Source organism: Arthrobacter alpinus, assembly GCF_001445575.1.
Lineage (GTDB): Bacteria > Actinomycetota > Actinomycetes > Actinomycetales > Micrococcaceae > Specibacter > Specibacter alpinus_C.
In genome coordinates this window covers 2,677,619-2,692,792 of sequence record NZ_CP013200.1, presented here as the reverse complement: position 1 = coordinate 2,692,792, position 15,174 = coordinate 2,677,619, and the positions used below count along the sequence as shown (strand labels likewise).

12 protein-coding genes are annotated in these 15,174 nt (G+C 59.8%); 1 reads left to right on the top strand and 11 read right to left on the bottom strand.

Annotated features, from left to right (window positions below; genetic code table 11):
• Nucleotides 1-311 precede the first annotated feature (311 nt).
• The 3 genes from AS189_RS11880 to AS189_RS11870 all read right to left on the bottom strand — a co-directional run bounded on the left by AS189_RS11880 (nt 312) and on the right by AS189_RS11870 (nt 2,785).
• A complete protein-coding gene (locus AS189_RS11880; protein ID WP_062289085.1) occupies nt 312-524 on the bottom strand; it encodes a hypothetical protein in 213 nt (70 codons plus the stop codon).
• A gap of 123 nt (nt 525-647) precedes the next feature.
• Nucleotides 648-1,151: a hypothetical protein gene (locus tag AS189_RS19955; RefSeq protein WP_129587258.1), complete on the bottom strand. Its 504-nt coding sequence runs from the start codon at nt 1,149-1,151 to the stop codon at nt 648-650.
• Nucleotides 1,152-1,462: 311 nt separating this feature from the next.
• Complete coding sequence (locus AS189_RS11870) at nt 1,463-2,785, bottom strand: hypothetical protein (RefSeq protein WP_062289078.1); 1,323 nt, start codon at nt 2,783-2,785, stop codon at nt 1,463-1,465.
• 227 nt (nt 2,786-3,012) lie between these two features.
• Between AS189_RS11870 and AS189_RS11865 the strand changes: the two genes are divergently transcribed.
• A complete protein-coding gene (locus AS189_RS11865) occupies nt 3,013-3,363 on the top strand; it encodes a hypothetical protein (RefSeq protein ID WP_062289075.1) in 351 nt (116 codons plus the stop codon).
• Nucleotides 3,364-3,417: 54 nt separating this feature from the next.
• Here AS189_RS11865 and AS189_RS11860 read toward each other — a convergent pair whose 3' ends face one another.
• The 8 genes from AS189_RS11860 to AS189_RS11825 form a co-directional block, all read right to left on the bottom strand.
• Complete coding sequence (locus AS189_RS11860) at nt 3,418-3,873, bottom strand: GNAT family N-acetyltransferase (RefSeq protein ID WP_062289073.1); 456 nt, start codon at nt 3,871-3,873, stop codon at nt 3,418-3,420.
• 756 nt (nt 3,874-4,629) lie between these two features.
• Nucleotides 4,630-5,718: a bifunctional GNAT family N-acetyltransferase/GrpB family protein gene (locus AS189_RS19430; protein ID WP_082634257.1), complete on the bottom strand. Its 1,089-nt coding sequence runs from the start codon at nt 5,716-5,718 to the stop codon at nt 4,630-4,632.
• A 16-nt stretch (nt 5,719-5,734) separates the two neighbouring features.
• Complete coding sequence (locus AS189_RS11850) at nt 5,735-8,125, bottom strand: ATP-binding cassette domain-containing protein (RefSeq protein WP_062293554.1); 2,391 nt, start codon at nt 8,123-8,125, stop codon at nt 5,735-5,737.
• A 167-nt stretch (nt 8,126-8,292) separates the two neighbouring features.
• A complete protein-coding gene (locus tag AS189_RS20760; protein ID WP_237759830.1) occupies nt 8,293-9,534 on the bottom strand; it encodes a GNAT family N-acetyltransferase in 1,242 nt (413 codons plus the stop codon).
• A gap of 59 nt (nt 9,535-9,593) precedes the next feature.
• Nucleotides 9,594-10,148 (bottom strand): GNAT family N-acetyltransferase, encoded by a 555-nt coding sequence (locus AS189_RS11840; RefSeq protein WP_062289069.1) that lies wholly within the window; start codon nt 10,146-10,148, stop codon nt 9,594-9,596.
• Nucleotides 10,149-10,446: 298 nt separating this feature from the next.
• The gene (locus AS189_RS11835) at nt 10,447-11,808 is read right to left on the bottom strand and encodes a type II toxin-antitoxin system HipA family toxin (RefSeq protein WP_062289066.1); all 1,362 of its coding nucleotides are present in this window, start codon (nt 11,806-11,808) and stop codon (nt 10,447-10,449) included.
• A complete protein-coding gene (locus tag AS189_RS21250) occupies nt 11,805-12,110 on the bottom strand; it encodes a helix-turn-helix domain-containing protein (protein ID WP_062289064.1) in 306 nt (101 codons plus the stop codon). The genes AS189_RS11835 and AS189_RS21250 overlap by 4 nt, the downstream gene beginning before the upstream one ends.
• 933 nt (nt 12,111-13,043) lie before the next feature.
• Nucleotides 13,044-14,117, bottom strand: coding sequence for an alpha/beta fold hydrolase (locus AS189_RS11825; RefSeq protein WP_202814090.1), 1,074 nt, complete (start codon nt 14,115-14,117; stop codon nt 13,044-13,046).
• Between the last annotated feature and the right edge of the window lie 1,057 nt (nt 14,118-15,174).

Below are 15,174 nucleotides of genomic sequence, written 5' to 3'. Positions count from 1 at the left end.
GACGACGTTCACACGAGTTGTGGACTCCAGAGCGGCCCTGACCTGACCCACGGGTGTCGGGCATTGAACTGAGGAAAGCAGCTGATCGTCGGGTGTGCTCTGGTCCGCAAGATAGATGTGCGTGTAGCCCGCGGACTCAGGTTCAAACTTCCACGTCTCCGAGAGAGTACCTGCATCGGTGCAGCAAAACTCCCTCGTTGGCACGCTGATTCGCCCGTCAGCCTCGACCACCTATAGCTCCAGAGCTGCCATTCCGACGGTACGGGCAAGTCTTCGACGCCTTCGAGCAAGGTGCTTCCCACTCCGCGTCCTCACGAATCTGGATCCACTGCCAGGTAGAAGATTTCCAGGTATTCATTGAGTGGCGCAAAAAGCGTGAAACCCACGCAAGCGTCGCCTTGCTTGGCAAGGTGTAGCTTGGCACTCGCCACACTCAAACGCCCTTGAATCACGGAAATTTTATCCTCACCTGTTTCCGGCGTCGGACGTCGGTCGCGCAGTGCTGTGGCGCGCGCCCAAAGCAATGCGGCCTCCCTGACCGCATTGATTCACGGCTTACGGCCAGCGGCAATTCATCGTCCATGCCATTCAGCCGAACATCGTGCTGCAGCGTCCGCTACCCGTCTGCGGAGGCTGACCGGATCTGTTTACCGGGACGTAACTCTTGATTGCGATTCTTGAGTTCCACACTTGCGCGCCAGAATGGCAAGGACCAGTGCAGCAGCCAACGCCATGAATCCGGAAGTGGCCAATGGCCCGGCCAATCCGTCGCGGTACGCGAAGCCGTCCTCGATGGCGACCACATGGGATACAGCGTTTCCGATGACCACTGCGGGATACAGCGAAAGAACAGCGCCCACCCCGTAGGCGCAAAGAGCGCTTACCGGAATCCAAGCCGACCCTCGTAAGCAAAGCCAGACAGTGATGACGACTGCGCAGGACCATAGGACTAGAGCAAGGATATTGCCAAAATTCGACCCTGTCTGGAACAACATATAGGCAGTCCACGTGTCGACGCCGGCATTGCTCGGAGCAATCAGAAAAATTGAAATAAACCCAATTAACCAGGACACTCCACCCGCCGCAGGGATTGTCCATGACCACCGAGGATAGGCGGTTGTCGTCTGTGCCGGATGGCTGGGATTCTTCATGGCTCTCACACTAGCCCGAAAGGAAATCCGGGGGTATTAATGCTGGGGGAGTGGTGCCGGCCAAGTAATCCGGAAGGGTTGGAACAGAACGAATTAAGCCGCCGCCAGGACGTGCGGGCCGGCTCCGGCGCAGTTGGTCAACGTCAATCATGACTTTGCTGATGCCGTCGTCGGCGAGGAGCCAGTGAGGTTTTCGCCTGCGGCTGTCCTGCTCAGTCGATTTTTTGGGATGGCGAGGGAATTGGCGCTACCGGGTTCAGGCACTCTTCGCGGGAAGTCTGCCTGAACCGGTTGCCTTGCCCTTGGGGTGGTCAGGCTTGCAGGGGCTGGCCGTTCGGTGCTTCCAGCGTGAGCCTGTCAAGAGTGGGGCCCTGCGTGCCTGCGAGCCGAACGGCGGTTGCGCCCGCCCCATTGGCAATGATTTTTCCGCCCACGGACAGCGAGTCCACGGGGCCCTCGAGGTCCACGGTGGCCAGGCCGTCGCCGGCGGTGGAGATATCCGCGCCTATGCTCACGGAGCCGATGTGGCCGCTGGGCTTCACGCTCAGGGCAATCGCAGACAGCGGCATCAGCACTCCCTTGACCAGGCTTTCGCCGGTGCCGCCAGAAGTGGACAGGCTGCCCTTGATGGTCAGCTTGGGAAGCTCGCGGCTGACCTGGACACCCACTGATCCATCGCCCGTGGTGATTATGGAGTCGAAAACTGCTTCGTTCAGTGATCCGTCGTAGACGTTGAAGCCGCGGGCACCCAGTCCTGTGGTTTCGATGGGCGCCTCAACCGTCAGCACACCTATGTCGCCAAAATTGACGAATCCGATTCCGCTCGGTCCATGCGAGGTGACCTTCGCCTTGGCCGTCCAGTTCTCCACAGCACCCCAGTTGTCTAGGACCATGTCATTCTGGCCATACGTGGTGGTGGTCCCGAGGTTGACGACGTCGGCCACCTTGGCGCCGCTGATGACGAACACACCGCCGCTGATCACATCCGGAGTGCCCGGGGCAATCCCGCCGTCGGAGAAAACATCGCCCGTGGACAACAGCTCTACGGTGACGGTGCCGCCGTCGGCCATGCCTGCCGTGTCACCGTGGCCACCCACGAAAACACCGCCGCCGCGCACCGGAGTGGTTTCGCTGCCCGCGGAGATGTTCTCGAGCCGGGCTGTAAGCGCCACACCGGCGTCGGATTGGCGGTTCCACACGGTGAACGCGCCCTGCAGAGCCTCCACACCAAATCCGGTGGGCCTATCAGCCTGCCCGCGGGTGTCCGCCTCGGCGACGTGCACGCCGTCGGCCTCGATCCGGCCTGCACGGACATTGCCTTGTGCACACAGGTAGATCTGGCCATAGCTGGTGACGTTTCTCAGGCGCAACGTGCCCAGATCAGCCACGGCTGAATCGTTGTAGATGGCCAGTTCCTGCAAGGAGGTGCGGATGGTGACGTCCTCCACCGAGTTGTCGCTGCTGAGGCGCAGGCCCTTGCCACCAAACACCAGTTCACCCCCGCGCAATGAAACCCCGGGCGGCAGCGCCACTGACGGCATTCCCTTCAAGGTTCCAGAGACCTCGATCTGCTCGGCTCCGAAAGCCAGCGCCTCATTGAGCTGCGCAACATTCGATACCTTGGTCCAAGCCACAACACCACCACCCGTTCTGCGAAAACTTACCGGTCAACGTCAGCCATGACTGGCTCCGCTTTCGCATAATACTCCCCAAGGCTTGAAGGAAAACCTGATGCCAGGGGAACGGCCTGCTGAACCTTGGCTGAGCGGGCCGACATCATGGTTCGGTGGTCGCTGCGGAACTCTGCACGGTGTCAGAAAGGGCAAAAGTAGTCGGCTAGGATCTGTTGATTGCTACCCACATGACCCCCAATGTAAATTTCCAGTCCTCCTGGTTCGAGGCTGCCGTTGAATTTGATGGGGCCCACCAGGATGGTGGCGGACGTGAGGATTGGTCATTGGAAGACCTCCGGGATCCGCTGCACTTCGGCCGGTTCGTTGACGAACTTGTTACTGCCGCACTGCCCGAGAACCCGCGGAAACCTGGCTATGTGACGTGTACCTATCTGTGGATCGTTGAAGCAGATGTGGTGCTTGGTTTCCGGGCCACTATTGAAAAGAATGGTGGCGTCTACGAGGACAGCCGTAAAGGTAAGCGGCGCTATTGGATCAACCAACGACAAAATATTGGCATCCTCGGCCAAAATCGCTAATAATTCCCGGCAATAGAGCACCCACATAGCCCGGTCGGAACGCTCAAAAGAGTGTCAGAGCTGTCGGCTCCAAGCGACTTCACGTCTGAGCTGCCCAGTTTCAGTAAACAGTTTCACCTGGTGTGTTAAGGCCAGGGCAGCCGCAAGATCATTCGTGTCCGCTGGCGAGAACCCGAGCTTCTGCCAGAATGGGCCAGACCTGCGGCTAAACAGCCAGGCCCGTTTGGCGCCAGCCGCGGCAGCTGTTTCCATCGCGAATTGAGCGATTTCCAGCCCAATTCCTGCCCCGCGAAGTTCCGGATCGACGGCTACGCTTCGGATAAGGACATGATTGCCGTCGTCGCTGCTTTCATATCCGGTCATGGCGGCGATATGTCCCGACGTTTGATCCCGCAAGATCCACAAATGCACCGTGGCTGAATCGAGTCCACTCAACGTCAGGTCAGCGATACGCAGGAACTCTGAAATCTCGGTCAAATCGGTGTCGGTTGCTCGCGCAAGCTTGATCATGCCTCAACGGTATCCACCCGGTGTCGGAATCTCGAACTATGCAGGAAGCTGCTGCAATCGATCGGGTGTTCCTCATTCCATACAACCCGAACACACTACGCCCAGATTTCATGTAGGACGGTGACGACATACGGCACAGCGTTAGGATTCAAACGCCGACCAAACCTTGGGTGCTGCTATTCGTTATTGGGTTGGAGGATTCAGTTAGATCCGAGAAATTCAGGTGGCCACGCTGACCCGAATGCTGGGGGAGTGGTGGCGACCAAGTGATCCGAAAAGGCTGGGATGAGATACCTGGGACATCTGGGTCGAAGTCAAGGGACATCAGGTTGTCGCGTTCGCACCAGGATTCGAATTCGACGTGGCGTTGGATCGTGGTGCACCACCAGAGGCCCGCGAAATTGCGTTGGCCCTTGAACGCTGCGGGTGCTCGGATGGGCTCGGCACGTTTAAATGGGATCATTCAGCAATCAGCCAGTTGGGAGGTTGTTGAGGCGCTGGCGAATTGCTCCCTGAACATCAGGACGCCTGATGGAGCGTGGTACCCGGCGAGAGCGTCGGACGCCTCGGTTGAGCGTCCCATAGCGCTAATTTCAGTCCCGGTCACGCCTCAGTTGCGTCACTTTGGAGGAGACAGGACAGGACCCTGGAAGGCAGCCCCTTCCAGGGTTAAGATTCACTTTACTTGACATAATGTAGATTATCGGCGCATTGGCAGTATCTTAGAAAGTATCGGGTTTCCAGGCTTTTTCATTACTACTGGCCGCTACGCGTCGGTTCTGTGTGCGACAAGATTTCCCTGATGACGTCGGTCTTGGCGTCGGCGTAAGCGTTCATGTCTACCCAGTCGCGCCGTAACAATGCCTTTTTAGTTGACTCGTAGAGTTTTCTATCATTGTCGCTGCGACGGAGCTGGTCTCGAAACCGCAGCTTGTCTGCCGCATGCCCGTCTTCGGCTTCATTCACGTGGATGTGCACGTCCCTGGCAGGCGTCCGCAACAGACGATGCCCTGGCTCCCGAACGCGCATTTCGTATCCAGCAGAAACCAATTGCTTGACATAATGTTCCTCGTCGGTGATATCAGGAACGGTGATCAGGATGTCGATAACGTCTTTTGCAGCTAGGCCACGGACAGATGTTGAACCAACGTGGTCGATCGACACAGGAAGCCCGCCCAGCGACGACTCGATCTTGTTCCGCTCGACTTCATATCGGACCGGCCAGCATGGGTCATATGCCCGGAGTTCGAGCTTGCGGTATTCCACTCCCCCCATTAATTCCACTTCCGTGACGTCTTCCCGTCGCCTGGGGCGGCAGGCGGACATGAGTAGACCCACACCTCCCAAAAATTCCGTGGTGTGGAATTTTACGGCGGTCTCAGCCATCCGAAAACCCCATCGTGCATGCATGTCTATAGAGGCAAGATTGGCTGCATTAACAACGTAAGAGGCCGTCGAGGCGCGCTCCCAGATCCAGGCCAATCGTGTTTCAGTCAAGGCGGTGCCAATCCCCCGCCGCCGCCATTCGGGCTTCACGCTGACACCGCCCAAATAGTGCCCAGCCGGAGCCAGCTCGTCCGGCTGCGCCCAGAAATGGGTCTTGGCCCAGCCGACAATGACCCCATCGGCACATGCGACGACAACGAGCCGCGCCTCATCCGAAATCGCTGCGGCGAGGGGAAAGAGTCCCACAGAATCCTGCCCCGATTGCTCGTTGGTCTCAACTATCCGTGGAATATCGGCCACAACGGCTTGGCGAATGACCAACTGCCCGGGAGCGAGAGCGTCACCAAGCGACTTCCCATCTGGTTCATAGTTGACGAAATCTCCCTCTGGGCGGGGCATGTGATTCAACGGTCCGTTAGGCGCCAACATAGGCCGCCAGATGCTGGCCTGTCAGCGTCTCTTTCGATGCCACCAGATCTGCCGGCGTTCCCTCGAAAACGACAGTCCCGCCGTCGTGCCCGGCACCGGGTCCAATGTCAATGATCCAATCGGCGTGCGCCATGACGGCCTGGTGATGCTCAATCACAATGACCGATTTCCCCGACTCGACCAGCCGGTCCAGCAGCCCCAGAAGCTTCTCGACGTCGGCCAGGTGCAGGCCCGTGGTGGGTTCGTCCAGGACGTAGATGCCGCCCTTCTCCCCCAGATGCGTGGCCAACTTAATGCGCTGGCGCTCACCGCCGGAGAGGGTGGTGAGCGGCTGGCCGAGCTTGAGGTAACCCAGTCCGACGTCGGATAGGCGGGCGACAATCTTGTGCGCGGCAGGCAGCTTGGCATTACCTTCCGCAAAGTACTCCACTGACGCATCCACCGACATGGACAGGACCTCGCTGATGTTCTTCCGACCCAGGCGGTACTCGAGGACGGCGGCCTGGAAACGGCGGCCCTCGCATTCCTCGCAGACGGTGGAGACGCCGGCCATCATGCCAAGGTCGGTGTAGATGACGCCGGCGCCGTTGCAGGTGGGGCAGGCACCTTCGGAATTGGCGCTGAACAGGGCGGGCTTGACGCCGTTGGCCTTGGCGAAGGCCTTGCGGATGGGGTCCAACAGGCCCGTGTAGGTGGCGGGGTTACTGCGCCGGGAGCCAAGGATGGCTCCCTGGTCCACCGTAACAACGCCTTCGCGTCCGGAAACGGAGCCGTGGATGAGCGAGCTCTTGCCCGAACCGGCCACGCCCGTGATCACCGTCAGCATGCCCAGCGGAATGTCGACGTCCACATTCTTCAAGTTGTTCTCATTGGCCCCGCGCACCTCAAGCACACCGGTGTGCGCCCGGAACGAATCCTTCAGCGTCATACGGTCGTCCAGATGCTTGCCAGTCAACGTGCCACTGGCCCGCAACCCCTCGAGGCTGCCCTCGTAGACCACCTCACCGCCGTCGGACCCAGCCCGCGGGCCGAGGTCGATCACGTGGTCGGCAATCGCGATGGCCTCGGGCTTATGCTCCACAACCAGGACGGTGTTGCCCTTGTCGCGCAATTGCAGCAGGAGCTGGTTCATGCGGGCAATGTCGTGCGGGTGCAAGCCGATAGTGGGCTCGTCGAAGACATAGGTGATGTCTGTCAGGGAAGAACCCAGATGGCGGATCATCTTGGTCCGCTGAGCCTCACCGCCGGACAAGGTGCCGGAGGGGCGGTCCAGCGAAAGGTAGCCGAGCCCAATGTCCACGAAGGAGTCGAGGCTCTCCCCCAGCGACCCAAGCAGCGGCGCCACCGACGGCTCGTCCAAGGACCGCACCCAAGCGGCGAGATCGCTGATTTGCATGGCACAGGCATCGGCGATGCTCACGCCGTCGATCTTGGAATTGCGGGCATGTGCGGCCAGGCGGGTGCCGCTGCACTCAGGGCAGGTGGTGAAGACGACGGCGCGCTCCACGAAGGCGCGAATGTGCGGTTGCATGGCGTCCACATCCTTGGCCAGCATGGATTTTTGCATCTTCGGAATGATGCCCTCATACGTCAGATTGATGCCCTCAACCTTGATCTTGACAGGCTCCTTGTACAGAAGGTCATGGAGTTCCTTCTTCGTGAACTTGCCCAGCTTCTTGTCCATGTCAAAGAAACCGGAGCCCGAAAAGATGCGACCGTACCAACCGTCCATGCTGTAGTTGGGCACCAGGACGGCGCCTTCGGACAGGGACTTGGTGGAATCAAAGAGGGCGTCGAGGTTGAAGTCATTGACCTTGCCCATGCCTTCGCAGCGCGGACACATGCCGCCGGTGATGGAGAAGCTGCGCCGCTCCTTGATCTTCTCCCCCGCTTTTTCGATGGTCACGGCGCCGGCCCCTGAAATCGAAGCCACGTTGAACGAATAGGCCTGCGGCGAGCCGATGTACGGCTGCCCCAGCCGGCTGAAGACGATGCGCAGCATGGCGTTTGCATCGGTCACGGTCCCCACGGTGGAGCGCGGGTTGGCACCTATCCGCTCTTGGTCAACCAGGATCGCCGTGGTCAGCCCTTCTAAAACGTCCACGTCGGGGCGCGCCAGCGTAGGCATGAAGCCCTGGACAAACGCGCTGTAGGTTTCATTGATCATCCGCTGAGATTCGGCGGCAATGGTGCCAAAGACCAGCGAACTCTTGCCGGAACCGGAGACGCCTGTGAAGACCGTCAGACGGCGCTTGGGGATCTCGACGCTGATGTTCTTGAGGTTGTTAACCCGCGCACCCTGCACACGAATCAAGTCATGTTTGTCGGCTGCATGCTGCCCCGTGGTCCTGTAGTTCGCTTCAGCGTCGATGCTCATGGTGCCTCTTTCGTAGGTCTTCTTCGCAGTCCACTTTAGTGCCATGGTCGCATGCTGGAGGAGGCTTGCGTTCTTCATTCCTGCTCGATGCTTCTGGGAATCATTTTTCGAGCACGACGGCGGTCCCCCGCCACTCCCCCTTCGCCCTTGGTGGGCGACTGTGGACTTCAATCGAAGCGGACAAAGGACCTCAAGGTACCGCCGCCATGTGCGGCCGTTTCCTCGAATCCCAGCGTCTCGTAGAAGGCCTTCTGCCCGGGTTCATCATCGGTTAGCAGCATCTTTTGGCGCACTCCTCCATAGCCTTCCAAGGCGTTGAGTACCAGTGCCCGCCCAATTCCCTGCCGTTGGAAGTCCGGCCGCACCAGAAGGTCCTGCAGGTACCAAATGCTGGCGCCGTCGGAAATGACGCGGGCCAGGCCCACCAATTGATCCCCTGACCAGGCCGAGACAAGCTTTGAGGAACCGGCTACGGCAGCAACCAGCATTTCCGGGGACTGTGCGTAACTGCTCCAGCCCACCGATGCGTAAAGGGCCGTGAGCTTGGCGGTGTCCACTTGCCCGCCATCGCTGTACTCGATGTCTCCACACGCGATGTCACCGGCAAAGGTGTGGGGAAACGTTTTTCGCGTATTCACGTGTTGCGTGCTGTCAGTGTCGGCGGGGGTCGCGCAGAGGATTTTCTCCTCGGCGTTCTGGCTGAGATAGTGGGCGTCGCGTTCGTACATCTCGGCATCATCATTTAGTGCAGGCTTGCCGAGCTCCGCGGCCTTCTTGCGAGAGAAATCCGCCAGGTCCCACAACCTGATGATGGCAACCCGCAGCACGTCCTCCCAGCTGGCCTCGGAACCGTACGCGTCCAGAATGAGCTGAACGCGGGCCCGTGCCTGGTCCGTCCCGGGCGCGTTCGACGGCGTGTCCCGAGTCAGCGGAACCGCCCGGGTTGCAAAATAGGCCAGGTCCCACAGCCGCGGCCCGGGCGAACACATGTCAAAGTCGATGGCGCCGGTCATGCGGCCGCCATGGAAGACAAGGTTGTGGGGTGCAAAGTCGTTGTGGCAGATGACTTCGGCGGGAATTTTTGCCGGTGACTGCCACATCGCCCCGTCCATACCAAAGCCAACGCTGGCGTCGTGGAGTTGGCGGAGGCTGCGGGCTCCGTCGATGAGGACGGATTCGTGCCACACCCAGTCAGGCAACGGATACAGCGGCACCTCCCCCGCAACAAAGCTCAGCCGTTCCCTCCCACCCTCGATGGCGACAGGCCGTGGGATCCAGTCGATGCCCGCCCGGTCCAGATACTGCAAGTATCGGTGGACGGTTGGCGTCCAGGAGCCTGCCGTACGCAGGACGGTGTTGCCGTCGCGCTCCACGGAATTCATGTTTCCGCCGGACAGGGGCTCAGCCATTGCTTCCTCCTGGGCATAAAAAGGCCCGGGCCAGGTGTCCGGCCCGGGCTCCGAGCATACTATTTGGCGGGCTGCGCTGCTGCCGGGTTCTCGATCACGAACAGCTCACACCGGGCGTTGTAGTACTTTTTGGTCTGCCCTTGGTGTTCCATGCCAATGCGGCGGCACACACTTTGCGAGGCCTCGTTGACGGGGTTGGTCACCGCCACCACCTGCTCCAAGCCAGCGTCAAATGCGTGCTCGAGAACTGCCGTGGCCGCCTCGGAGGCAAACCCGCTGCCCCAGTGGTCCGGGTGGAAGTGCCAGCCAATTTCGACGTCGTCCGAGGCTTGCAGCGGTTCCTCGCCTGAGGCGGGAATTGGCTTGAGCAGCAACGCCCCCACGGGCAGTCCGTCCTCTTTGCGGGTCACGGCCCAAATCCCATGGACGGGGTGGTCCAAAGCCTTGAAACGCTCGAGCCGCTCGACTGCTTCGGAGCGGCTTTCCATCACGGCCGGCTCCGTGCCAATGAAGCGCTGCACCACCCAACGGGAGTAAAGATCGAAGACAAAGTCGACGTCGGAATCCTGCCATGGACGCAGGGCAAGGCGGTCGGTTTTGATTTCAACTGTCATTTGTTCATTATGCACGTTCAGCGGCGGCCCGCTCATGGGCCCCGGATTCCCGGGCGAGTTCCGCCGTAACAAATGTTTCCACGAACGCCGTCTGCACTTCACATGTGCCCGCTAAAACCCACCTGCTTCAGGGTCCAGCAGTGTGAGTTGTTCAGGTTAGGCGCTGTCAGCTCGGAGTCGCCTGCTATATACCTACAATGGCGTTCCGCCACGCTGAGCGTTGCGCTCCCCCGTCCGGGCCGTGCCCTGTTGGCACCAAGGGGGCCATGATCGGTGAACTGCTTCTCCGGTGGCGCCCCTAGTGCCGGCGCCTCCTGAAGTGACCCTCCACTAGCTTGCCGCGGCGTGTTTGTGGCTGGACCCAGACAGCACCACTGGCGGTGCTGGCTGCTCTGCCGGTGGCAGAGTTCGTATCGATAACGATGCCGGCCGCGGGGCGCAGCGCATCGGCACGTTGGCGATTCGGACCCTCGAAGGCCGATTCCATAAAGGCAATCTCCGCTCGATCAATCCCGCCAGACGCAACATCTTCCTGCCAGTGCGACACGGCCTCGTTGACCACATTGATGCGTTCAACGGCCTGGGCCTGGGTGAGCCTGAATTCATCTGCGGCGTCCACGAGCAGACGGATGTCGCGGTTGTCAGGATCATCCTGGGGCGTAAGCGGGGTACTGGAGCGACCTTGGCGTGCCGGGTTCACATCAAAGGAAGGAGACAATCGCCAACCAGTTTTGGTGTGCAGCAGACCATGATTTCGCATGTGATCGTCAATGTTGTTGACCATGGCCAGCATCGCTGCGCGCGTGAATAGTTCGGCCGCATCTTGATCCGGGCTGGCCGAAATGTGCGTGACACGCCTGGCCAGACTTGCATAATAGGGGTTCTCAAAATCCTGAATCGCAAAGGCATCTTTGAAGCTCATGTACGGAATACGGGAGCCATCATGCCGATCGAAACGATAGGTCAAAAACGCCGAGTGCCCAATCCCAAGAGAAACGATTGATGAGGGCTGAACCCTAATTCGTGCACGAGCCTGAAGTTTCATTGCCATAAGTTCCCACGCGGAGCCATCAATGTTGTCTGAGCCCCGGGGGAACTTCGCCATCAGCATCTCGCCACCCCCACCCCTCACCCACGCTTTAGGCTGAGCACCACCCGGGGACGAGCCAGCGCCGATGAGGCACGCCATCTCATGGTCAATCTCGCCGCTATCCGCGAACCGCTGTGCCGCTTTAGCAAGTGCCTGCAATTCATGGACGCTGGCACGTGCACCCTCACGGGCCAGGAACTTACCATCTCGTCGGAATCGAAGGGCACCCTGCCTAGTCTCATCATCAACCGCAAACAGCCGGTCAATCTCCGTCGGCCCGACAATGGGCTTGCCGGAATCTTTCGCCGCCATGCGGGCACGGGCGTCCAACAGGTCTCGGCCCCACTTGTCCGGGACCGCATCATCAAAGGCTAGAAAAGTGACCCGGTGAGGGGCTGGCGTGTGGGGATCCAGCTGCAGCGGCAAGTCCGGTGAAATGGCGAATCCTCTGCCGTCAGCAAGCCACTCATCCTGGTACGTGAAAGTCAGCGACGGTTTCTGTAAACCTGCCCGCACCTCCACCACCACGTTGCCTACATGCCTCTGGTCGATCCACACCTCCACACTCACTTAGTAGTCCTCTGCGCTCGCTTGCGCCCAAGCAGGTGCGCCCTCAACCTACCCAAATCGGTGCTCAGCGGGTCGGTTGCCTCGGTAATACGACCAGTCAAATTCAACACCTCTGTGACGGCTAAGAAGCTTCCCAGACGCACTCCTTTATCACCGCGTTCAACACGTCGCAATGTTGGGAGCGAAATGTTGGCCCGTTCGGCTACCAGTTCCTGGCTGAGCCCAAGCAAGATCCTCCACTGGCGCAAGTAATTGCCCACGGTCGACGCAGAGTTTTCGTCTATTGAGGATGTGAACTGCATAACCGTACTGATACTCCTATGTTGCTCTAAGACCCAGACGGACATGAGATCCGCTTCTACACCACGGAATCCCACAAGAAAGCACCAGAGGGACAGGTCTATATGGTGGACAACGCCCGGTCGTCACACAATCCCTCGACGACGAAGCAGCCGCCCGCGGATATGTAGTTTCAATCGCCAGATTGCATGGATGGGCGGCATCTGGCTCGTAAGGCCACGGATACGTTCAGCGTGTGCCAGCGGGCACTGTAAAAGGTCCCAACCACTCGCCACCGCACTGTGAGGTACATGATCCGAAGTTGTGTTCCGCATGACGATTGATCAACTGATATGTAGGAACGTTTGTCAAGTAGCAGGGGTGAGCTGCTCCCAACTTCTTTGTTGGGGGCCGCCGATGGGGTGCCGTCCGGGTGTGTTGGGCGTGCTGGCAAGTCTTGTATTCGACTGCAGTGTCAGAATGATATGCGCGGGTTGGTTATTATGCAGAATTCTGCATAATAACCAACCCGGACAAAATTAGGGTTGGCGAACGTATCTGGATTCCCGGCCCCCCTTTCCAAGACCATTACACTCCCGGACACCGTCCGATCAATCGCAGCGTACTACGGGCTGGATGCGCGGTTCCTCGCGCGGCTCCACGGCCTGAACGGCCCAGACGCCGAAATATTCGTCGGCAGGACTTTGGTCATCAAGCCCTGATTGCAGCAACCAACTTTCCGTACCAGGTTCCAGGCACCAGTCCCGTTTGCCGGCTCGACAAGTTCCGTCATCGGTTCTCGTCGGAACGGTCAAGTTTCGATGTGTTGAGATTGATGGCTACTGCAATCTCGAGGTTCAGGACCTCATTCACTTTTACATGCTGCAGAAAAAGGAGTGGCTACGACCCAGCTGTGAGGTCACAGTGTTGGTGTTGCTCTCGCGGCTGCCTTAGATTCACTGAACCAACAGCCCTGAACTCCGAACCGATGAGACGACGTCGAGGATCGATTGGGTCGTGATGGCCGCTCCCTCTTGCTCTGCAACGAGCGCTTCGTGGCTGGCCCAGTCAATGGTGCGATGAACGGTATTTGTTGACAGCTTGGCCAATGCGTCCTGTGCTGCCTGGTGTTTACTGTCGTTGCCGATGCCAGCTGTGAGGACAACCAGTGGTTTGTTGGCAAAGTCACGCAGGGACGCAGCTTCTATCATTGAGGTATTTGCTTGGACGTACTCATCGATCGTGCTTCGCAGGTTACCTGGGCTCGCGATGTTGGCGCTGACCTCGTCCTGCGACCGCGGCGGCAAGCTGCCGACCTCGAACGGGGCGTACAGGCGGCCCAGACCGAGTCGACCCGAGGTCGAGATCAGCGTCGATACACGGCCCAATGCGTCGTAGGAGCCAGGGACTCCAGACGGCGCTTCGGGATTGTCTGCCGGCGCTCGGTCCGTGGAATCAATTAACACCATGCCCGCGACCTCCTCCGGGTAGTGCGCGGCGAAAGTGAGGACATAGAGTCCGCCGAAGGAATGGCCAGCCAACACATACGGTCCGGGGACGTTCCCGCGCTTCAGCAGGGTATGGAGGTCCGTGGCTATCTGCGTGGCGTCTTGGGCGGTGTCAGCGGGCTCGCTCCACCCTCGGCCCGCGCGGTCGTAGACGCAGACCCGGGTGTCACCGGCCACGGCCGGCGCAATCCACCCGTGATTCGAAGACATTTCCCCTGCGCCCGGTTGAAGCACAACCGTGGGACTGCCCGAGCCCGTGCAATTCAGGTGCAGGCTGTATCCGCCGACGTCGATCAGCTGACCAGGCATCGGGTAGGCCTTGGCATCCGCCGCTGCACCCAGGGTCTGATAGACCCCACCGATCGAGGCAAGAGCCAACAACGCCATCACTGGGTAGAGCAGCCATCCTTTGCTCCAGCTGTGAAGCTGCCGACGGGCGCGTACGAACATCCAGATCACCAATGCCAGCAGGGCGGGGGCCACACCCAGCTGAGCACCCCATCCACCGGGGAGCCGAACCATATGAGGAGAAGACCGCTCACGCCCATGAACACTGCCGGAACTGCCGCCCATCGCTGTGGCTGCTCGGTGAATCGCACCGAGAGGATGGCCAACATTGCCCAGCCCAAGGCGAATCCGCAGAGGACTGCCCCAGTAACCTCGCTCTCCTGTGCCCGAATAAAGGGGGCTGCGACAAGGAGCAGAGCTGCGAGCAGCCCGGCGGCCAAGGACCCGGCCACCACCCAGCCGATGCGCCACCTCGCCCTGGGGTCTCGGCGGGAAGGATGTGCCGGGCTGTTGTTCTTAGGGTCAGAGCTCGGGGCGGGCCTCTTAGGGGTGATGGCCACGGTGGACTCGTTTCCGTCTAAAGCTGGCGTCGCGCGAGTACAGCCATCTGCACTAGTGGCACGTGCCGACATGTTGACTATAGACCCACTTCTCCCACTTTGTCAGTGGGTGAACCCAGACTGCTGGGGGCCGTCCCTCGTGCCCGGCCGGAGACTCCTAGCTATGACGCCTACGAGGCTTCTACAGGCAAATATCACAGGGATAACTTTGCAAAGAGCCTCGTCTTTGGCTGTAGACATCCAGGGACGCGACCTCCGATAGTTTTCAATGAACGAGGCCAAGCGTGGCCACTGCAACTGACTGCGAGGATGTTGAAACGACGTGTCGGTTCGCACCGGCATCCGCGACCGTGCGAGCAATCATCGACCGGCCGATTGGTGGATCGGCATGGCCGAGCGCGCATCCCCGACCACCACTGGCAAAGTCTCGATCTCGGGGCACACCGGCCCCTACTCTGGCCAAGGCGTCTGGCGCAAAATGGTGGAGACGGACGGTGGCGCGCATGTCCGGTTGAGGACCACTGATGAACCTACTTTCAAAGGTTTCGCAGTCAAACCCCGATAACGTCAAAGGCTTGGGCAGTGCCACTCATCTTTTACCCATCAAATTCAACCCAAGACTACGGCGATTGCTGATATGTCGTAGTTGCCAAAGAGGACGAAGAGTCCCGGGAATGCATGAATTTTGATAGCCAACGGCACCCCTCAGCATCCAGATCGTGAGATTCTCT